This window comes from Halomonas getboli (assembly GCF_023094245.1).
Classification (GTDB): Bacteria; Pseudomonadota; Gammaproteobacteria; order Pseudomonadales; family Halomonadaceae; genus Halomonas; species Halomonas getboli.
The window spans coordinates 175,218-195,321 of the sequence record NZ_JALMEW010000001.1 but is presented as its reverse complement, the minus strand read 5'-3'; the positions used below and the strand labels follow the sequence as shown (position 1 = coordinate 195,321).

At 69.0% G+C, this 20,104-nt stretch carries 17 protein-coding genes; 9 read left to right on the top strand and 8 right to left on the bottom strand.

The features are described 5' to 3' along the window. Positions 1–27 precede the first annotated feature (27 nt). Together MYL53_RS00960 and MYL53_RS00955 are read left to right on the top strand one after the other, a co-directional pair. Complete coding sequence (locus MYL53_RS00960; protein WP_247851489.1) at positions 28–579, top strand: cupin domain-containing protein; 552 nt, start codon at positions 28–30, stop codon at positions 577–579. Positions 580–635: 56 nt separating this feature from the next. Next, positions 636–845 (top strand): tautomerase family protein, encoded by a 210-nt coding sequence (locus MYL53_RS00955; protein ID WP_247851488.1) that lies wholly within the window; start codon positions 636–638, stop codon positions 843–845. 134 nt (positions 846–979) lie between these two features. Here MYL53_RS00955 and MYL53_RS00950 read toward each other — a convergent pair whose 3' ends face one another. The 3 genes from MYL53_RS00950 to MYL53_RS00940 are packed head-to-tail and all read right to left on the bottom strand — an operon-like array spanning position 980 to position 4,701. After that, positions 980–2,497 carry an aldehyde dehydrogenase gene (locus MYL53_RS00950; protein ID WP_247851487.1) on the bottom strand — a complete coding sequence of 506 codons (1,518 nt, stop codon included), beginning with the start codon at positions 2,495–2,497 and terminating at the stop codon, positions 980–982. Next, the gene (locus MYL53_RS00945) at positions 2,494–3,888 is read right to left on the bottom strand and encodes an aspartate aminotransferase family protein (protein WP_247851486.1); all 1,395 of its coding nucleotides are present in this window, start codon (positions 3,886–3,888) and stop codon (positions 2,494–2,496) included. The genes MYL53_RS00950 and MYL53_RS00945 overlap by 4 nt, the downstream gene beginning before the upstream one ends. Positions 3,889–3,927: 39 nt before the next feature. Further along, positions 3,928–4,701, bottom strand: a complete 774-nt coding sequence (locus MYL53_RS00940; protein ID WP_247851485.1) for a gamma-glutamyl-gamma-aminobutyrate hydrolase family protein — start codon at positions 4,699–4,701, stop codon at positions 3,928–3,930. Positions 4,702–4,960: 259 nt separating this feature from the next. On the opposite strand from MYL53_RS00940, the gene MYL53_RS00935 reads away from it, so the two are divergent. Continuing rightward, entirely contained in the window at positions 4,961–6,337 is a 1,377-nt protein-coding gene (locus MYL53_RS00935) for a glutamine synthetase family protein (protein WP_247851484.1), read from the top strand. A 146-nt stretch (positions 6,338–6,483) separates the two neighbouring features. Further along, positions 6,484–7,974: a Na+/H+ antiporter NhaC family protein gene (locus tag MYL53_RS00930; protein ID WP_247851483.1), complete on the top strand. Its 1,491-nt coding sequence runs from the start codon at positions 6,484–6,486 to the stop codon at positions 7,972–7,974. A 58-nt stretch (positions 7,975–8,032) separates the two neighbouring features. Here MYL53_RS00930 and MYL53_RS00925 read toward each other — a convergent pair whose 3' ends face one another. Next, complete coding sequence (locus MYL53_RS00925; RefSeq protein WP_247851482.1) at positions 8,033–9,094, bottom strand: substrate-binding domain-containing protein; 1,062 nt, start codon at positions 9,092–9,094, stop codon at positions 8,033–8,035. 130 nt (positions 9,095–9,224) lie between these two features. Between MYL53_RS00925 and MYL53_RS00920 the strand changes: the two genes are divergently transcribed. From MYL53_RS00920 to MYL53_RS00900, 5 genes are read left to right on the top strand one after another with little or no spacing between them, the layout of a single operon-like run. Further along, entirely contained in the window at positions 9,225–9,719 is a 495-nt protein-coding gene (locus tag MYL53_RS00920) for a formate dehydrogenase subunit gamma (RefSeq protein WP_247851481.1), read from the top strand. After that, on the top strand, positions 9,716–11,272 hold the full coding sequence (locus tag MYL53_RS00915; protein WP_247851480.1) for a formate dehydrogenase beta subunit: 1,557 nt from the start codon (positions 9,716–9,718) through the stop codon (positions 11,270–11,272). The genes MYL53_RS00920 and MYL53_RS00915 overlap by 4 nt, the downstream gene beginning before the upstream one ends. Continuing rightward, the gene (gene fdhF / locus MYL53_RS00910) at positions 11,269–14,148 is read left to right on the top strand and encodes a formate dehydrogenase subunit alpha (RefSeq protein ID WP_247851479.1); all 2,880 of its coding nucleotides are present in this window, start codon (positions 11,269–11,271) and stop codon (positions 14,146–14,148) included. The genes MYL53_RS00915 and fdhF overlap by 4 nt, the downstream gene beginning before the upstream one ends. Continuing rightward, entirely contained in the window at positions 14,145–14,984 is an 840-nt protein-coding gene (gene fdhD, locus MYL53_RS00905) for a formate dehydrogenase accessory sulfurtransferase FdhD (RefSeq protein WP_425591726.1), read from the top strand. The genes fdhF and fdhD overlap by 4 nt, the downstream gene beginning before the upstream one ends. 3 nt (positions 14,985–14,987) lie before the next feature. Further along, positions 14,988–15,233: a formate dehydrogenase subunit delta gene (locus MYL53_RS00900; protein ID WP_247851478.1), complete on the top strand. Its 246-nt coding sequence runs from the start codon at positions 14,988–14,990 to the stop codon at positions 15,231–15,233. Between the two features lie 117 nt (positions 15,234–15,350). On the opposite strand, the gene MYL53_RS00895 is transcribed toward MYL53_RS00900, so the two are convergent. From MYL53_RS00895 to MYL53_RS00880, 4 genes are all read right to left on the bottom strand, one after another. Then, on the bottom strand, positions 15,351–15,899 hold the full coding sequence (locus tag MYL53_RS00895) for a glycine zipper 2TM domain-containing protein (protein WP_247851477.1): 549 nt from the start codon (positions 15,897–15,899) through the stop codon (positions 15,351–15,353). A gap of 229 nt (positions 15,900–16,128) precedes the next feature. After that, positions 16,129–17,421: an NAD(P)/FAD-dependent oxidoreductase gene (locus tag MYL53_RS00890; protein WP_247851476.1), complete on the bottom strand. Its 1,293-nt coding sequence runs from the start codon at positions 17,419–17,421 to the stop codon at positions 16,129–16,131. Between the two features lie 182 nt (positions 17,422–17,603). Continuing rightward, positions 17,604–18,677, bottom strand: coding sequence for an ABC transporter substrate-binding protein (locus MYL53_RS00885; protein ID WP_247851475.1), 1,074 nt, complete (start codon positions 18,675–18,677; stop codon positions 17,604–17,606). Between the two features lie 58 nt (positions 18,678–18,735). Then, a complete protein-coding gene (locus MYL53_RS00880; protein WP_247851474.1) occupies positions 18,736–20,100 on the bottom strand; it encodes a glutamine synthetase family protein in 1,365 nt (454 codons plus the stop codon). Between the last annotated feature and the right edge of the window lie 4 nt (positions 20,101–20,104).

Below are 20,104 nucleotides of genomic sequence, written 5' to 3'. Positions count from 1 at the left end.
CGTCCCATCGATTTCAGAGGACGAACCATGGCAGACGATGTCGGCGCGCGGCTGCGCGCCCTGCGCAACCTGAGAGGCATCTCCCAGCGCGAGCTGGCCAAGCGCTGCGGCGTGACCCACTCCAGCCTGTCGCTGATCGAACAGGGCAAGGTCAGCCCCTCGGTGAGCTCGCTGAAGAAGATCCTCGACGCCATCCCCATGAGCGTCGGCGATTTCTTCACCATGGACCTGGAGAGCCGCGACCAGGTGTTCTATTCGGCCGACGAACTGGCCGATGTGGGCACCGGCGACGTGATCTACAAGCTGGTCGGCGGCAACCGGGCGACCCGGGCGCTCAACTTCATGGTCGAGACCTATCCCTCCGGGGCCGACACCGGCCGCGAGATGATCGCCCATCAGGGTGAGGAAGCCGGCGTGGTGCTGGAAGGCGAGATCGAGATCACCATCGGCGCGGAGACCCGCGTGCTGGGCCCGGGCGAAGCCTACTACTTCGACACCAACGTCCCCCACCGCTTCCGCAACGTCGGCGAGGTCGCCTGCCGACTGGTCAGCTGCGCCACGCCCGCCCGCAGCTTCTGATGCCGGCGACACCGCCCCGGCGCTCGCCATCCCACCCGGCACATGAGGAGACGCTTATGCCAAACGTCAATATCCAGCTGATCGAGGGCCGCAGCGCCGAGCAGAAGGAAGCGCTGATCGAGAAGATCACCGCCGCCTGCGTCGACGCCATCGACTGCACCCCGGAGAGCGTGCGCGTCGTGCTCTCCGACATCGAACCCCAGGACTTCGGCCTCAGCGGCGAGTCGGTCGCCAAGCGCCGCGCCGTCAAGGAAGCCGCGTCCTGACCGACCCCAGGCGCGCCAAAAAGGCCGGCCGCGGTTAACCGCGGCCGGCCTTTTCGTCTCGCGCGGGAGCGGCTCGGTTCACGTCTCGCGCCTTACTCCTCGCTCCTCACGCCTTTCTCCTCACACCTCGCTCCTCACGTCGCGAGCGTCATCCATACGCTCTTGAGATCGGAATACTCCTCCAGCGAGTGGTGCGACTTGTCGCGGCCGTTGCCTGACTGCTTGACGCCGCCGAAGGGCACCGTCTGGTCCATGTCCGCCCAGTTGTTGACGAACACCTGCCCCGAGCGCAGCTTGCGCGTGACGCGCATGATGCGATCGATGTCCTGGCTCCACAGCCCGGCCGCCAGGCCGTAGTCGCTGTCGTTGGCCAGCCGCACCGCCTCGTCCTCGCTGTCGAAGCCGAACACCGACAGCACCGGGCCGAAGATCTCCTCGCGGCCGATCGCCATGGCCTCGGTGACGCCGTCGAACACCGTCGGCGGAATAAACAGCCCCTTGCCCTCGATCGCGGCGGCCTCGCCGCCGGCACGCAGGGTCGCGCCCTCCTCCACGCCGCGGCGGATATAGTCGAGCACCCGCTCGTGCTGGGCCTGATCGACCATCGCGCCCATGAAACTGTCCGGGTCCAGCGGGTCGCCGGGCTGCATGCGCTCGGCGGCGGCCAGCACCTTGTCGACGAAGGCCTCGCGGATCGAATTCTCGACCAGCAGGCGCGAGCCGGCGATGCACACCTCGCCCTGGTTGTGGAAGATCGCCCCGGCGGCGTGCTCGGCGACCCTGTCGAGATCCTTGCAGTCGGCGAACACCAGGTTCGGGCTCTTGCCGCCACACTCCAGGAACACCTTCTTGAGGTTCGACTGGCCGGCGTACTGCATCAGCTGCTTGCCGACCCCGGTGGAGCCGGTGAAGGCCAGGCAGTCGACGTCCATCGACAGCGCCAGCGCCTTGCCCACGGTGTGGCCGAAGCCCGGCAGCACCTGGAACACGCCGCGCGGCAGGCCGGCCTCGCGGGCCAGGCTAGCCAGGCGCAGCGCCGACAGCGGCGACTTCTCCGAGGGCTTCAAGATCACGCTGTTGCCGGCGGCCAGCGCCGGGGCGATCTTCCAGGCGGTCATCATCAGCGGGAAGTTCCACGGCACGATGGAGGCCACCACGCCCAGCGGCTCGCGCAGCACCAGGCCCAGGGCATCGTTGCCGGTGGGCGCGACCTCGCCGTAGAGCTTGTCGATCGACTCGGCGTGGTGGCGCAGGCAGCCGATGGCGCCGGCCATGTCGCCCAGCGAGCTGGAAACGGGCTTGCCCATGTCCAGGGTGTCGAGCAGCGCCAGCTCGTGCCGGTGGGCCTCCATCAGCTCGGCCAGGCGCAGCAGCACGGCCTTGCGGCCGGCCGGGGCCAGGCGCGACCACTCGCCGGCGTCGAAGGCGCGGCGGGCGGCCGCCACCGCCGCCTCGGCGTCGGCGGCGTCGCAGCTCGCCACCTCGGCGAGCGTCTCGCCGGTGGCCGGATTGATCGTGGTCAGGGTCGCGCCATCGGCGGCGTCGACGAAGGCGTCGTCGACGTAGGCGCGGGTCTCGAGGCCTTGCTCGACCAGCGAGGCGGCCAGCGCCTGCCAGTCGGCGCGGGTGGTCGGTTGATTGTCGGCGCTCATGCGCGAATCTCCTCTCGTTGGGCGTCGGTCACCACATGCTCGGCCAGGCGGCGAGCCGTCTCGTCGAGCGCCTGGCGCGCCAGGCGCACCAGCTCGTCGATCTCGTCGCGGGTGATCACCAGGGGCGGCGAAATGATCATGGTATCGCCTACCGAGCGCATCACCAGCCCGGCCTCGAAGCACAGGTCACGGCACAGGTTGCCGGCGGCCAGCGACTTGTCGAAGCGGGTGCCGGCGACCTTGTCGGCGACCAGCTCCAGGGCGCCCATCAGGCCCAGCGAGCGCGCCTCGCCGACGATGGGATGCTCGGCAAGCGTGGCCCAGCGCCGGGCCAGGTAGGGCCCGACGTCATCGCGCACGCGTTCCACCACGCCTTCGGCCTCGAGCAGCTCCAGGTTCCTGAGCGCCACGGCGGCACAGGCGGGATGTCCCGAGTAGGTGAAGCCGTGGAAGAACTCGCCGCCCTCGTCGATCAGGGTATCGGCCACCCGGTCGCCGACCAGCACGCCGCCGATCGGCAGATAGCCCGAGGACAGCCCCTTGGCGATCGGCATCAGGTCCGGCTCGAGGCCGAAGTGCTGGCTGCCGAACCACTCGCCGAGACGGCCGAAGCCGCAGATCACCTCGTCGGCGACCAGCAGGATATCGTACTTCGCCAGCACGGCCTTGACCGCCGGCCAGTAGCTGTCCGGCGGCATGATGGCGCCGCCGGCGCCCTGCACCGGCTCGGCGATGAAGGCGGCGACGTTCTCCTCGCCGAGCTCGAGAATCTTGTCTTCCAGCGCCTCGGCGCAGTGGCGACCGAAGGCCTCCGGCGACAGGTCGCGCCCTTCACCAAACCAGTAGGGCTGCGCGACGTGGGCGATCTCGGGCACGCAGGGCCCACCCTGCTCGTGCATGGGCGCCATGCCGCCGAGGCTCATGCCGGCCACGGTGGAACCGTGGTAGCCGTTCTCGCGACCGATGATCCAGCGCTTGCCGGGCCGGCCCTTGAGCGCCCAGTAGCGTCGCACCATGCGCAGCACGGTGTCGTTGGCCTCGGAGCCGGAACCGGTGAAGAAGACGTGATTCATGTGCGCCGGCGCCAGCGAACAGAGCTTCTCGGCCAAGCCGAGCGCCGGCGGATGGGTCGTCTTGAAGAAGGTGTTGTAGTAGGGCAGCTGCTCGAGCTGGGACGTCGCCGCCTCGACCAGTTCCCGACGGCCGTAGCCGAGGTTCACGCACCACAGCCCCGCCATGCCGTCGAGAATGCGATGCCCCTCGCTGTCATGGATATAGACGCCCTCGGCGTGGGTGACGACACGACTGCCCTCCTCGCCCAGCGCCTTGAAATCGGTGAACGGATGCAGGTGATGCGCGCGGTCGCGGGCCTGATATTGCGATGTCTGCATGATGAGTCTCCTGTCAGAACGCCAGTCGGCTCGGGCCGATCAGGCCGGGGTCGCGTTAGAGGCGCCGACGCGCGCATGGTCGCGGCAGGCCGCGGCGAAACCGCGGAAGATGGCGTCGTAGAGTGGATGCTCGCGCGGCTGCCATTCGGGATGCCACTGCACGGCCAGGGTGAAGCCCGGCGCGTCGGTCACCGAGATGGCCTCGACCAGGCCGTCCGGCGCCCGGGCCTCGGCGGTCAGGCCCTCGCCGAGGCGATCGACGCCCTGCTGATGCAGGGAATTGACCCGCGACACGGTCTCGGGGTGCAGCGCCGCCAGGCGCCCGCCGGGCAGGATCGACAGCTCGTGCGCCGGGGCGTACTGCGCCGCCCGGTCGCCGGCCGGCTCGCGATGGTCAAACATGCCGGGCACGCTCTGCACCGCCTGGTGGAGGCTGCCGCCAAAGGCCACATTGAGCTCCTGGAAGCCACGGCAGATGCCCAGCAGCGGCAGGCCAAGATCCAGTGCCGCCGGTACCCAGGCCATGGCGGCAGCATCGCGGTGGCGATCGTCGCGCGTGTTCTCGGGAGCCCGCTCGGCGCCGTAGCGGGCCGGCTCGACGTTGGTGTAGCTGCCGGTCAGCACCAGGCCGTCCAGGCGCGCCAGCAGCGGTGTCACCCCGGCCGCGTCGAGATCCTCCCACACCGGCAGGACGACCGGCTCGAGGCCGTACTCCCGCAGGGCGCTCAGGTACTTGTCGGTGACCATGTGGGCGGGATGCCCCTCCACCTCGCGGCGACAGGCGATCACCCCCACCAGGGGTCGGCTCTGCATGGCAGCCTCCTCGAAACGACATGACAGAAAGTTGTTATGGTTTGCTCAACATATCTCGGTTGATTAATCTTGCCAACCCATACCAAGGAATCCATCCGAAAAAACAACAATAAATTATTGATTTTAAATATTTTTACCCCATGAAATTGCCATCATCTGCCACATCCCATCCCGACAAATTCGTAAAAGATTTGACAACAAACACTAACACCACCAATGATGACGACCATGCCAACGTCCGAAGGAAACAGGTGTCATCATGCCCTCTCACCCCGTCGACGAAGCCCGTGATTTCCTGGCCCGTCACCCCGACATCGCCAGCATCGACCTGCTGATCAGCGACCTCAACGGCGTGATGCGCGGCAAGCGCATCCCCCGCGGCAATCTGGAAAAGGCCTTCGAGCACGGCATCAACCTGCCGGCCTCGGTGTTCGCCCTGGACATCCTCGGCAATACCGTGGAAGCCACCGGGCTGGGCCTGGAAACCGGCGACGGCGACCGTGTCTGCCGCCCCGTGCCGGGCACCCTGATGTCCACGCCCTGGCTGCGCGACGGCCGCCAGGCCCAGGTGCTGATGACCATGGAAGACGGTCACGGCGGCCCCTATCCCGTCGATCCGCGCCAGCTGCTCGCCGGCGTGCTCGGCCGACTGCGCGGCAGCGGCCTCACCCCGGTGGTGGCGGTGGAAATGGAGTTCTACCTGGTGGATCGCGCCCGCAACGAGCTGGGCATGATCCAGCCGCCCTGCTCGCCGGCCACCGGCGAGCGCGCCAGCCACAGCCAGCTCTACTCGATCAGCGAGCTCGACGAATACGCGGACTTCCTCGAGGACGTGCACGCCGCGGCCGAGGCCCAGGCCCTGCCGCTGGATACCGCGCTCAAGGAATGCGCCCCGGGTCAGTTCGAGATCAACCTGATCCACTGCGACGACGCCCTGGCGGCCTGCGACAGCGCGGTGCTGCTCAAGCGCTTGATCAAGGGCGTCGCCCTGCAGCACGGCTTCGAGGCCACCTTCATGGCCAAGCCCTACGGCCAGGAGGCCGGCAACGGCACCCATGTGCACATCAGCCTGCTCGACGACGACGGACGCAACGTCTTCGCTGCCGAGGACGGCGACCCGCTCGGCACCCCGGCGCTCAAGCAGGCGGTCGCGGGGCTGCTGGCGATGATGCCGGCTTCCATGGCGCTGTTCGCGCCCAACCTCAACTCCTTCCGCCGCTTCCAGCCGGGGCTCTACGTGCCCATGGCGCCGACCTGGGGCTTCGACAACCGCTCGGTGGCCGTGCGCATCCCCTCCGGCCCCAACGCCGCGCGGCGCCTCGAGCATCGTGTCGCCGGCGCCGACGTCAATCCCTACCTGCTGGTGGCGACGCTGCTGGCCGCCATCGACCACGGCCTGCAGCAGCGACTGACCCCGCCGCCGGCCATCACCGGCAACGCCTACGACCAGGTTGCGCCCAGCCTGACCAACAGCTGGAGCCAGGCGCTGGATCTGCTCGAGGAAAGCGACGCGCTCACCGAGGCCCTGGGCCCGGAATTCCTGCGCGTCTTCCTCGCCAACCGCCGCGCCGAACGCGACCAGGCCATGCAGGCGGTCAGCAAGCTGGAATACGACTGGTACCTGCGCCACGTCTGAGCCACGCCGACGCCGCCCACGCACACCTCTACCGCGGACGATTCGGCCTTCCGCCGGGACGCGATGCCCGTCGCGCCACCCACGATGACAACGACCCCGGGCCCGACGCGGCCCGAACCTCACAACACCACAAGATGGAGGTCGTCATGAGCGCTTCCCAGCCCTCGCCACATCCCTTCTCGCCCTCGCTGCCCGCCCGCGACGGCAGCGGCCGCACCCTGCTGCTGGTGCTCGCCGTGCTGGGCACGGTCGCCGGCCTGACGCTGACCCACGACCCCGGCAACGACTACGGCTGGGCCAGCCTGGTGCCATCGCTGATCGTGCTGGTCGTCGCCATCGCCACCCATCGCACCCTCGAGGCGCTGGCCATCGGCGCCCTGTCGGGCCTGATCATGCTTCAGCCGCAAGACTTCGTCGGCGAGCTGGCCGACATCTCGCTATCGGTGATGACCAACGAGACCATCGGCTGGCTGATCCTGGTCTGCGGCCTGATGGGCGGCTTCATCGCCATGCTCGAGAAGTCCGGCTGCACCCTGAGCTTCAGCCACTTCATGACCAAGCTGGTCAAGACCCGCCGCCAGTCGCTGCTCAGCACCGCGCTGCTGGGCGTGCTGATCTTCATCGACGACTACCTCAACGCCCTGGCCACCTCCGCGGCCATGAAGCGCCTCACCGATCGCTTCGGCGTCTCGCGCGAGAAGCTGGCCTACATCGTCGACTCCACCGCGGCGCCGATCTGCATCCTGGTGCCCGTCTCCACCTGGGCGGTGTATTTCGCCGAACTGCTGGAGACCAACGGCGCCACCGAGGGCCCCGGCATGGGCCTCTATATCGCCTCGATCCCGTTCATGCTCTACGGCTGGGTCGCCATGGGGCTGGTGGTGCTGGTGGCCACCGGCAAGCTGCCCGATATCGGCCCGATGAAGGCCGCCGAGGCCCGCGCCCGGGCCGGCCAGCCGATCCCCGACGGCGCCCCGGACGAGCCGCTGGACACGGCGGCGCCGAGCCAGTCGCCCTGGCGCGGCGTGTTCAACTTCCTGGCGCCCATGGCGGTGCTGATCGGCGCCAGCGCCTACTTCGAGATCGACCTGCTCAAGGGCGTGATGGTCGCCACCCTGTTCACCCTGGTGCTCTACCTCGTCCAGCGTCTGGCCACCTTCGCCAGCCTGATGGACGGCATCATGGACGGCTTCCGCACCATGATGCTGCCGCTGGCCATCGTCGCGGTGGGCTTCGTGCTGCGCGAGGTCAACGATCAGCTCGGCATGACCCAATTCATGATCGACGCCCTGGCCCCCTATCTGACGCCGGCACTGCTGCCCGCCCTGGTGTTCGTCTCCATGGCCGTGGTGGTGTTCGCTACCGGCTCGTCCTGGGGCGTGTTCGTGATCTCGATCCCGATCGTGGTGCCGATGGCCCAGCACATGGGCGCGCCGATGCCGCTGATGGTCGGCGCCCTGCTCTCGGCCTCGAGCTTCGGCAGCCACGCCTGCTTCTTCTCCGACTCCTCGGTGCTGTCCTCCCAGGGCAGCGGCTGCCTGCCGATGCAGCACGGCCTGACCCAGTTCCCCTACGCGCTGATCGGCGCCCTGGTCACCGCCGCCGGCTTCCTGGCACTGGGCTTCGCCATGACCTGAGTCTCGCCTCTGCGTGACCTCCCCCCCGGCGCGGCGCCTCTCGGCGCCGCGCCAAGTGTCATTCCGGCCACAGGGCCTCCACGCCCTCCACCTCGCCGCAGCGATCCGGCGCATAGCCCGGCAGCGCGGCCACCTCCGACCGGAAGGCCTCGCTGGCCAGCACCCGACGCAGCGCCTCGAGCTTGGGCTCGGCCAGGCTGCGGCGATGGCACACCAGCAGGTAGTCCTCCCGCGCCAGCGGCACGAACTCGAGCCCGAAGCGCCGCGCCGCCGCCTCGACGCCGAAGCCGGCGTCCGCCATGCCGGCGGCGACGTAGGCCGCCACCGCCGAATGGGTGTACTCCTCCAGTGCATAGCCGCGCAGGCGCCGCCTCGACAGCCCGGCCTCGGCCAGCAGGCCATCCAGCAGCGCCCGGGTCCCCGAGCCGGCCTGGCGATTGATGAAACGGGCCTCGCCCGTGGCCAGATCACTCAGCCCCTCGATACCCAGCGGATTGCCTGCCGCCACCATCAGTCCCTGCCGCCGAGTGATGAAACGGATGACTCGATAGCTGCGCGGCTTGAGCAGGTCACGATACCCCCGGCTCACGCGACGGCCGACCTCGCCGTGGGGCAGGTGGAAACCGGCCAGGTCGCAGGCGCCACGGTGCAGCGCCGAGAGGGCCTCACGGGAACTACAATATTGGAGATCGAGGCGCAGCTCATCGAGATAGGTCGGCAGCCGCTCGATGGCGTAGCCATGGGTGGCGTAGAGCCGCAGCACCGGCTTGACGCCCTCCAGGGTCTGCTGGATCGCCAGGTTGAGCTCCGAGCCCAGGCTCTCCAGCTGCGGCCCCAGCCGGGCGATCACACGCTGTTCGGCCCACAGCAGCTTCTCGCCCAGGGCCGACAGCCGTGCTCCCCGGCCGCGCTCGAGATCGACCAGGCCGATGCCGAAGAACTCGCCCCACTTGTTGAGCAGGTTCCAGGCATGGCGATAGGAGACGCCGACGTCCTCGGCGGCCCGGGTCAGCTTGCCGTGGCGATGCACCGCCTCGAGCAGCGCGAACAGCTTGGGATCGAGCTGATTGCCGGCCTCATCGCTGAAGTGCCAGGCCGGCGTGATGCGGATTCGTTTCATGTGAAGCAAGTTTCATATTTTGCCGCCGAAACACCGATGCTAGCGTTACTGCGACCGTGATGCACGCGCCCCGATGAATATGAACAGTCGTGCCTATAAGATGCCAGCCAACAACAACCGGGGGGATTCGATGAACGATTCCCGAGAGTGGACGCCCCAGGCGGTCCAGGCCGAGATCGACGCCCTGAAGCACAAGCCCGGCGCCCTACTGCCGATCCTGCACGCCCTTCAGGACCGCTTCGGCCACGTGCCCGAAGGCGCGGTGCCGATCATCGCCGAATCGCTGGGCCTCACCCGCGCCGAGGTGCACGGGGTGATCAGCTTCTACCACCATTTCCGCACCGCGCCGCCGGGCCGCCACGTGGTTCAGGTGTGCCGCGCCGAGGCCTGTCAGGCCCGCGGTGCCCGCGCCCTGGAGGCCCATGCCCAGGCCACCCTCGGCGTCGACTACCATCAGACCACCGCCGACCGCGAGATCACCCTCGAGGCCGTCTACTGCCTGGGCAACTGCGCCTGCGGCCCCTCGGTCCGCATCGATGATCAGATCCTCGGCCGGGTCTCTCCCGACGCCTTCGATGCCCTGGTCGATGAACTCCGCACCCAGCCGCTGGAGGTGCTCGGATGAGCGTCCGCGTCTTCGTTCCCCGTGATACCACCGCCCTCTCGCTGGGCGCCGACGCCGTCGCCACGCGCCTGGAGCGCGAGGCCGAACAGCGCGGCCTCGCGCTGACCGTGGTGCGCAACGGCTCCCGCGGCCTGGCCTGGCTCGAGCCGCTGGTCGAGGTCGAGACGCCGGCCGGCCGCGTCGCCTATGGCCCGGTGACGCCCGCCGACGTGCCGTCGCTGCTCGACGAGGGCCTGCTCGAGGGCCGCGACGGCCACGCGCTGGCTAAGGGGCCGACCGAGGCGATCCCCTATCTCGCCCGCCAGCAGCGCCTGACCTTCGCCCGCATCGGCGTGACCGATCCACTGTCGGTCGAGGACTACAAGGCCCACGACGGCTTCCGCGGCCTCGAGGCCGCACTGGCGCTCGAGCCCCAGGACATCGTCGAGGAGGTCAAGGCCTCCGGCCTGCGCGGCCGCGGCGGCGCGGCCTTCCCCACCGGCATCAAGTGGCAGACCGTGCTCGACGCCCCGGCGGACCAGAAGTACATCGTCTGCAACGCCGACGAAGGCGACTCCGGCACCTTCGCCGACCGCCTGGTGATGGAGTGCGACCCCTACGTGCTGATCGAGGGCATGGCCATCGCCGGCCTCGCCGTGAACGCCACCCAGGGCTACATCTACCTGCGCTCCGAGTACCCGCTGGCCAAGCAAATCCTCGACGACGCCATCGCGCGCGCCGAGGCCGCCGGCTATCTGGGCGACGATATCCAGGGCAGCGGCCGCGTCTTCCATCTGGAAGTGCGCCTGGGCGCCGGCGCCTACATCTGCGGCGAGGAGACCTCGCTGCTGGAGAGCCTCGAAGGCAAGCGCGGCCTGGTGCGCTTCAAGCCGCCGCTGCCGGCCATCGAGGGCCTGTTCGGCCGCCCCACCGTGGTCAACAACGTGCTGTCGCTGGCCGCCGTGCCCTTCATTCTCGCCGAGGGCGCCCAGGCCTACGCCGACCACGGCATGGGCCGCTCCCGCGGCACCCTGGCGCTGCAGCTGGCCGGCAACGTCAAGCGCGGCGGCCTGATCGAGCTGGCCTTCGGCACCACCCTGCGCACCCTGATGGAAGACTTCGGCGGCGGCACCGCCAGCGGCCGTCCGCTGCGCGCGGTCCAGGTCGGCGGCCCGCTGTGCGCCTACCTGCCCGAGAGCCAGTGGGACATGCCGCTGGACTACGAGACCTTCGCCGAGGTCGGCGCGGGCGTCGGCCACGGCGGCGTGGTGATGTTCGACGACAGCGTCGACATGGCCGAGCAGGCCCGCTTCTCGATGGAATTCTGCAAGGAAGAGTCCTGCGGCAAGTGCACCCCCTGCCGCATCGGCTCGACCCGCGGCGTGGAGGTCATCGACCGCATCCGAGCCGGCCGTGATCGCGACGCCAACCTCGAGCTCCTCGGCGAGCTCTGCGAGACCATGGAAGACGGTTCGCTGTGCGCCATGGGCGGCATGACGCCCTTCCCGGTGCAGAGCGCCCTGAAACACTTCCCCGACGACTTCCAGCGCGCGCCGGAAGGAGACCGCTCATGATTCAGCACTTCGACCCCAGCCAGCACGACAAGGCGCTGGCCAAGGACCTGGGGACTCCGGCACCGGCCGCCGACGCGGCGCCGGTGAGCGTCGAGATCGACGGCGTCGAGATCACCGTGCCCGAGGGCACCTCGGTACTGCGCGCCGCGGCCCTGGCCGATATCAACATTCCCAAGCTGTGCGCCACCGACAGCCTGGAAGCCTTCGGCTCCTGCCGGCTGTGCGCCGTCCAGGTCGAGGGCCGGCGCGGCACGCCGGCGGCCTGCACCACCCCGGTCGCCGAGGGCATGAAGGTCACCACCCAGAACGACCGTCTGGCCCGGCTGCGCCGCAACATCATGGAGCTCTACATCTCCGACCACCCGCTGGACTGCCTGACCTGTCCGGCCAACGGCGACTGCGAGCTGCAGGACATGGCCGGCGCGGTGGGCCTGCGCGAGGTGCGCTACGGCTTCGAGGGCGAGAACCACTTGGCCGCCGAGACCGACCACTCCAACCCCTACTTCAGCTTCGACCCGAGCAAGTGCATCGTCTGCTCGCGCTGCGTGCGGGCCTGCGAGGAGGTGCAGGGCACCTTCGCGCTGACCATCGACGGCAGAGGCTTCGATTCGACCGTCGCCGCCGGCCAGGACGAGGCCTTCATGGACTCCGAGTGCGTGTCCTGCGGCGCCTGTGTCCAGGCCTGCCCGACCTCGACGCTGATGGAGAAGAGCGTCATCGACGCCGGCCAGCCCGAGCACAGCGTGGTCACCACCTGCGCCTACTGCGGCGTCGGCTGTTCCTTCGAAGCCCAGATGAAGGGCGATCAGCTGGTGCGCATGGTGCCCTGGAAGGGCGGCGACGCGAACCACGGCCACTCCTGCGTCAAGGGCCGCTTCGCCTTTGGCTACGCGACCCATCCGGACCGCATCACCACGCCGATGATCCGCGATGCCATCGACCAGCCCTGGCGCCCGGTCGAATGGGACGAGGCGATCGCCTTCGCCGCCAAGCGCCTGACCGCGATCCAGGACGAGCACGGTCGCGAGAGCATCGGCGGCATCACCTCCTCGCGCTGCACCAACGAGGAAACCTACCTGGTGCAGAAGCTGATCCGCGCGGCCTTCGGCAACAACAACACCGATACCTGCGCCCGGGTCTGTCACTCGCCCACCGGCTACGGCCTGAAGACCACCCTGGGCGAGTCCGCCGGCACCCAGACCTTCGACTCGGTGATGGAAGCCGACGCCATCATCGTGATCGGCGCCAACCCCACCGACGCCCACCCGGTGTTCGGCTCGCTGATGCGCAAGCGCCTGCGCCAGGGCGCCTCGCTGATCGTCGCCGACCCGCGTCGCATCGACCTGCTCAAGACGCCGCACCTGGCCGACGCCCAGCACCTGCCGCTGCGCCCGGGCACCAACGTGGCGCTGGTCAACGCCCTGGCCCACGTGGTGGTCAACGAGGGGCTCGAGGACCACGACTTCATCGCCGGCCGCTGCGACACCGAGGCGTATCGCGCCTGGCGAGACTTCATCAGTGAGGAGCGTCATTCCCCGGAGGCCACCGAGTCGGTCACCGGCGTGCCGGCCGAGGCCGTGCGCCGTGCCGCCCGCACCTACGCCACCGCCGGCAACGGTGCCATCTACTACGGCCTGGGCGTCACCGAGCACAGCCAGGGCTCGACCATGGTGATGGGCATCGCCAACCTGGCCATGGCCACCGGCAACATCGGCCGCGAGGGCGTGGGCGTGAACCCGCTGCGCGGCCAGAACAACGTGCAGGGCTCCTGCGACATGGGCTCCTTCCCCCATGAGCTGCCGGGCTACCAGCACGTCGCAGACGCCGATGCCCGCGGTCGCTTCGAGGCTGCCTGGGGCGTCAGGCTCGACGACGAGCCGGGCCTGCGCATCCCCAACATGTTCGACGCCGCCATCGAAGGCAGCTTCAAGGCGCTCTACGTGCAGGGCGAGGACATCGCCCAGTCGGATCCCGACACCCAGCACGTCGAAGCCGCGCTGCGCTCGCTGGACTGCCTGATCGTCCAGGACATCTTCCTCAACGAGACCGCCAAGTTCGCCCACGTGCTGCTGCCGGGCTCGAGCTTCCTGGAGAAGGACGGCACCTTCACCAACGCCGAGCGCCGCATCAACCGCGTGCGCAAGGTGATGCCGCCGCTGGCCGGCAAGGCCGACTGGGAAGTCACCGTCGACCTGGCCCGGGCACTGGGCTACCCGATGGCGTACACGCATCCGTCCGAGATCATGGACGAGATCGCGCGACTCACGCCGACCTTCGCCGGGGTCAGCTATGACAAGCTCGACGAGCACGGCAGCCTGCAGTGGCCGTGCAATGCCGAGCATCCCAACGGTACTCCGACCATGCACGAGGTGGACTTCCCGATCGGCCGTGGCCGCTTCGCGATCACCGAGTACGTGGCCACCGAGGAGCGCGCCAGCCGCCGCTTCCCGCTGCTGCTGACCACCGGGCGCATCCTGTCGCAGTACAACGTCGGCGCCCAGACCCGGCGCACCGACAACCAGGTGTGGCACGACGAGGACGTGATCGAGGTGCATCCCTCCGACGCCGAGGTGCGCGGCATCCAGGACGGCGACTGGCTGGGCGTCTCCAGCCGCTCCGGCCAGACGGTGCTGCGGGCGCGGCTCAGCGAGCGCATGCAGCCGGGCGTGGTCTACACCACCTTCCACCACCCGGGCAGCGGCGCCAACGTGATCACCACCGACAGCTCCGACTGGGCGACCAACTGCCCCGAGTACAAGGTGACCGCGGTGCAGGTCGAGAAGGTCAGCCAGCCGTCGCAGTGGCAGCGCCGCTTCGACGAGGACGATCGCCGGCAGCGTGAATACCTGGCCACGGCCCGGGAGGCCGCTTCATGACACGAGAGGCAGACACGCCGCTGCCGCTGATGCACCGGCGCGTCGAGGTGTATCGCGACGCGTCGGGCCAGGCCGGCGACGAGGCCGAGGATGCCCTGGCCCTGGAGGTGCCGGTGGCGCTGGTCTACAACGGCATCTCCCACGCGGTGATGATGGCCAGCCCCGCCGACCTCGAGGAGTTCGCGCTGGGCTTCAGCCTCACCGAGGGTATCCTCGCGCATCCCCACGAGTGCTACGACCTGGAGGTGCTGGAGGCGTCCGACGGGCTGACGGTGCAGCTGACCATCGCCAGTCAGCGGCTGGCGGAGCTCAAGCAACGCCGCCGCAGCCTGGCCGGGCGCACCGGCTGCGGCCTGTGCGGCACTGAGGCGCTAGATCAGGCGATCCGCCCGATCCCGCGGGTCCGGGCACCGGCACTGAGCGACGATGCTATCCAGCACGCCCTCGGCGCCCTTGCCGAGCACCAGCGGCTACAGGCGGCCACCGGGGCCACCCACGCCGCCGCCTGGTGCGACGCCGACGGCCGCATTCGCCTGGCACGCGAGGACGTGGGGCGTCACAACGCCCTCGACAAGCTGATCGGCGCCCTGGCCCGCCAGGGCGGCCCGAGCGAAGGCGGCTTCGCGCTGGTCTCGAGCCGCGCCAGCTACGAGATGGTGCACAAGAGCGCCAGCGCCGGCATCGGCGCCCTGGTGGCCGTCTCGGCGGCCACCTCGCTGGCGGTGGAACAGGCCCGCAAGGCCGGGCTGATGCTGGTCGGCTTCGCCCGGCCCGGCCGCCATCTGATCTATCATCGCCCCGCCGCCGTGGCGCCGGGGACCCTGGCCGAGGAGTAACCCATGTCCCACGATCGAGACGAGACCCTGGTGCATATGGTCAACCAGATCGCCACCAACCTGAGCGGCGGCCGCAGCGAGGCCGAGGCCGTGGAAGGTGTCTGCAGCCATCTGGAGAAGTTCTGGGCCAGGGCCATGAAGCAGCGCATCGTCGCCTGCCTCGACGAGCCCGATGCAGGCGGCCTGGAGCCGGTGGCTCGCCAGGCCGTGGCGCAGCTGGCCGAGCGCCAGACGCCCAAGGCCGGCTGACACCGATCACGCCGCTCCGTGGAGCAGGCACAACGCAGAAGGGCCGCCCCAATGGGGCGGCCCTTCTGTTTCCTGCCTTGGCCTTGGCGCCTGCAGGCGACAGACCTCACGGGCGAATCAGCCCTGGCTGCGGGGCTCGCCCCACTGCGGCTCGCCGTTCACGACGCGCACCGTCTCGCCCTGGGGGCGCTGGTCCAGTCGGCTGGTGTGGGACTGGCCGTCATAGCGCCAGCTGACCTCGTAGCCGGTGGTCTCCTGATGCGAATCGGTGACGGTGTGGCAGCGCTGCTCGGTGGTGGAGACGGTCTGGCCGGCCTCCACCCGCTGCTGAACCTCGCGACCGGCGAAGCCGCCGCCGATGGCGCCGGCCACGGTGGCGATCTTCTTGCCGCTGCCGCCGCCGACCTGATTGCCCAGCAGCCCGCCGACGATGGCGCCGGCCGCGGTGCCGACCACGCTGTGCGGATCGCGGGTCGGCGCCTGGCGCTGCACCACCACGTCCTCGCACACCTGGCGCGGCGTCTCCACCGTGCGGGTCAGGGTCTCCACGCCGGTAATGTCCGCGAACTGCGGCTGGCGGCTTTCCTGGACCTGCCAGGCGCCGAAGGCCATGCCACCGAGTCCCAGCACCGCCAGGACGCTACCCACCACGATCGACTTGCTCATGTCATCTACCTCTCGTCGGGCGCCTGGGGCGCCCTTCGCTGGAATCCGGGGAATGCGCTCCAGCGGCTGCGATGGTCGGCGAGGCCTCCTGCCCCGCGCGGATGACGACAGTATCGACCGCGCCCGCCCGCCGCTCCAGGCCTGACGACGAGGTTTCACACTTGCTGCGCCGCTGTCGGCCAACGGCGACATCGGCGCGAGTCCCGGCTGGCCGGGCTCGCCCCCAGGCTCAGATCCCCAGGCGGTCCCGGGTCTCGTAGTACCAGGCGCCCATGGCCGAGAGCGGCACGCGCAGCATGCGTCCGCCCGGGAACGGCAGGTGCGGCAGGCCGGCGAAGGCGTCGAAGCGCTCCTCGCGCCCGGTCATGGCCTCGGCGATCAGCCGGCCGGCCAGGTGGGTGCAGGTCACGCCGTGGCCGGAATAGCCCTGGGCGTAGTAGACGTTGTCGTTGATCACGCCGAACTGCGGCAGGCGGTTGAGCGTCATCAGGAAGGTGCCGCTCCAGGCGTAGTCGACGCGCACGTCCGAGAGGCCCGGAAAGGTCTTGAGCATCTTGGGCCGGATCACCGCCTCGATGTCGGCCGGATCCTGGCCGCCGTAGTTGACGCCGCCGCCGTAGATCAGCCGGTTATCGGCGGTCAGCCGGAAATAGTCGAGCAGATAGTTGCAGTCCTCGACGGCCAGGTTGTTGGGCAGCAGTGCCCGGGCGCGATCCTCGGCCAGCGGCTCGGTGGTGATGATCTGGGTGCCGCAGGGCATGGACTTGCCCTCCAGCGCCGGCATGATGCCCTGGTGGTAGGCATTGCCCGCCATCACCACCCGCTCGGCGCGGACCGTGCCGCGGGGCGTGGACAGCACCACCGGCGAGCCGTGCTCGATGTGGGTGACCGGCGTCTGTTCATGGATCACGCCGCCCAGCGACTCGATCGCCGCGGCCTGGCCCAGCACCAGGTTGAGCGGATGGATATGCCCGCCGGAGTGGTCGACCAGCGCGCCCACGTAGCGCTCGGTGCCCACCTCGCGCTTGACCTCGCGCCCCTCCAGCAGCTCCAGCTCGCGGTTGCCATAGCGCTCCCACAGCGCCTTGTGCTCCACCAGCCCCTTCATCTGCTTGGCATTGCAGGCGGCGAACAGGTTGCCCTCGCGCAGGTCGCAGTCGATGCCGTAGCGCGCGATCCGCTCGCGGATGATGCGATTGCCCTCGAAGGCCATGTCGCCCAGCGCGCGCGCCGTGCCGGCGCCGTACTTGTCCTCGATGACGTCCATGTCGCGGCTGTAGCTGTTGACGATCTGGCCGCCGTTGCGCCCGGAGGCCCCGAAGCCCACCCGCGCCGCCTCCAGCACCCTCACCTTGAGGCCTTTCTCGGCCAGATGCAGGGCCGCGGAGATACCGCTGAAGCCGGCCCCCACCACGCAGACGTCGCAGCTGACCTCGCCTTCCAGGGCGGGCCGCTCGGGGGCGGCATTGGCCGTGGCCGCGTACCAGGATCCGACGTGTTCGGTTTCGTTCGAGACGCTCATGGGGCCTCCAGAGTGGTTATTTTATTCAACACATGGACCCCATCATACGGCGCAATCGGGCACAATTCCAATAGTCGAGACATGCTTTTATTGCCACCACACCCCTCCTGGAAACGCAAAAGGGGCGCCGGCATGGCCGGCGCCCCAGAACAACCACGAGGAGCAGCACCGATGACGCGAGCTCAGCGACTGCGGGCCTCGCTCCAAAGCTGCTGCAGCAGCTGCAGCTGATCGCCGCTCACCGAGGGCGTGAAGAACAGGTGCTGTCGCGTGTCGGCCGCGGGCATCACCGGCGGCTCGCGCAGGGCGGGATCCACCAGGGGCAACGCCGCCTCGTTGGGCGTGGTGTAGAAGTTGTGGTTCGACAGGCGAGCGGCCACCTCGGGGCGCAGCAGATACTCGATGAAGGCTCTGGCCGCCTGCGGATTGGGCGCATGCGCCGGCACGGCCATGACGTCCACCCAGCGCTGGGAGCCTTCCTCAGGCACGAAGAAGCCGAGATGGCCATAGATCTCGGGGTCCGCCGCACGCTTGGCCGCGACATCGCCGTTGTAGGCCACGCCGGCATGGATCACGCCCGAGGCCACCTGTTCGATGGCCGCCGTCGCATCGACGAAGCCGACGAAGTTGTCCCGACGGCGGGTCTCGATCAGGCCGCCCGCCGCCTTTACCCAAGGCGCTTCGCCCACGCAGTCGAAGCCCGCGCCCTGAAAGGCGCAGAGGGTGCCGAAGGTGAACTGGGCATCGCCCTTGAGCAGGGCAAAGGGATAGGCGTCATTGACCTCGGGGTCATACAGCAGCGACCAGCTGGGTTCGGGGTCGGGGAAGGTCTCGGTGTTGTAGACCACGCCCGTCACGCCCCACTGATACGGCACGGTATAGCGCCCCTCGGGATCGTAGGACGGGGTACGAAATTCCTCCAGGATGTTGTCGCGCCCCGTCAGCGTCTCCCCCTCCGGGGTCAGCGGCTGGATGAGGCCGGCATCGATGAGCCGGGGCACGAAGTAGTCGGAGGGCACGACCAGGTCATACTGGGCATCGCCACCGGCGGTCAGCTTCGATAGCAGCTCGGCATTCGAGTTGTAGTAGTTCTGGACGACCTCGATGCCGGTCTCGGCCTCGAACCCCTCGATGATCGAGGGGGCCATGTAGTCCGTCCAGTTGAACAGGCGCAGCTTGCCCTCTTCGGCGTCGGCCAGCGTGCTGGCCGCCAGCAGACCGAGGCCGGCGACGCCGACCAGGATGGGGTGCCTCATGAATCGCCTCCTTGCCATGGGGTCGGGCGAGCATGCGTCGCCCTTGTTGTCGGAACGCCTAGACGCGCAGCAGCAGATGCTCGCGCTCCCAGGAGCTGATCACCTGGAAGTATTCCCGGTGCTCGGCGCGCTTGACCGCCAGATAGCTGTGGGTGAAGCGTTCACCGAGAATCTCGGCCAGCGGCGAGCAGTCGTGCAGCAGGTCCAGCGCCGGGCCGATGTCGTCGGGCAGCTTGTGGCCGCCGGACCAGGCCGAGCCCACCACGGCGGGGCGGGGCTCGAGCTGGCCCAGCATGCCAAGATAGCCGCAGGCCAGCGATGCCGCCATCACCAGATAGGGATTGGCGTCGGCCCCGGCCAGGCGGTTCTCGACGCGGGTCGCCTCGGGCGACGACACCGGTACACGCAGGCCGACGGTGCGGTTGTCGGTGCCCCACTCGACGTTGATCGGCGCCGAGCCGCTGGTCTCGGTGCGCATCAGCCGGCGATAGGAGTTGACGTTGGGCGCCAGCAGCGGCATTGCCGCCGGCAGGTAGCGCTGCAGCCCGCCGATGAACTGCTGGAACAGGCGGCTGGGCCGGCCGTCGTCGTCGGCGAACAGGTTGTGGCCTTCGGCGTCCACCAGGCTCTGGTGCAGGTGCATCGAGCTGCCAGGCTCGTTGGCCATCGGCTTGGCCATGAAGGTCGCGTACATGCCGTGGCGCAGCGCGGTCTCGCGCAGGGTGCGCTTGAACATCACCACCTGATCGGCCAGCCGCAGCGGGTCGCCGTGCTGGAAGTTGACCTCCATCTGCCCGGCCCCCTCCTCGTGGATCAGGGTGTCCAGGTCGAGGTCCATGGCATCGCAGTAGTCGTACATCTCCTCGAACAGCGGGTCGAACTCGTTGACCGCATCGATGGAGAACGACTGACGGCTGCTCTCCTGGCGGCCGTTGCGGCCCACCGGCGGCTCCAGCGGATAGTCGGAGTCGGTGTTGGTCTTGACCAGAAAGAACTCGACCTCGGGGGCCACCACCGGCTGCCAGCCGCGGGCCTCGTAGAGCGACAGCACCCGCTTGAGCACGTGGCGAGGCGAGAGCTCCACCGGCTCGCCGGTCAGGTAGTAGCAGTCGTGGATGATCTGAGCCGTCGGATCGTCGGCCCAGGGCACCATGAAGATGGCATTGGGGTCGGGCACCAGCTCCATGTCCCGCTCGGCGGGATTCCAGAAGTGGCTGTCCTCGTCGTCGGGATAGCCGCCGGTGACGGTCTGGATGAAGATCGAGTCCGGCAGACGCGGGCGGCCGCCGCCCAGATACTTGCCGGCGGGCATGATCTTGCCCTTGAGGATACCGGTGAGATCGGAGACCAGACATTCGACCTCGGTGATGCCGCGGGTCTGGAACCAGTCGTTGAAATTGGGATTTTCCTGGCGGTTACTCATGGGG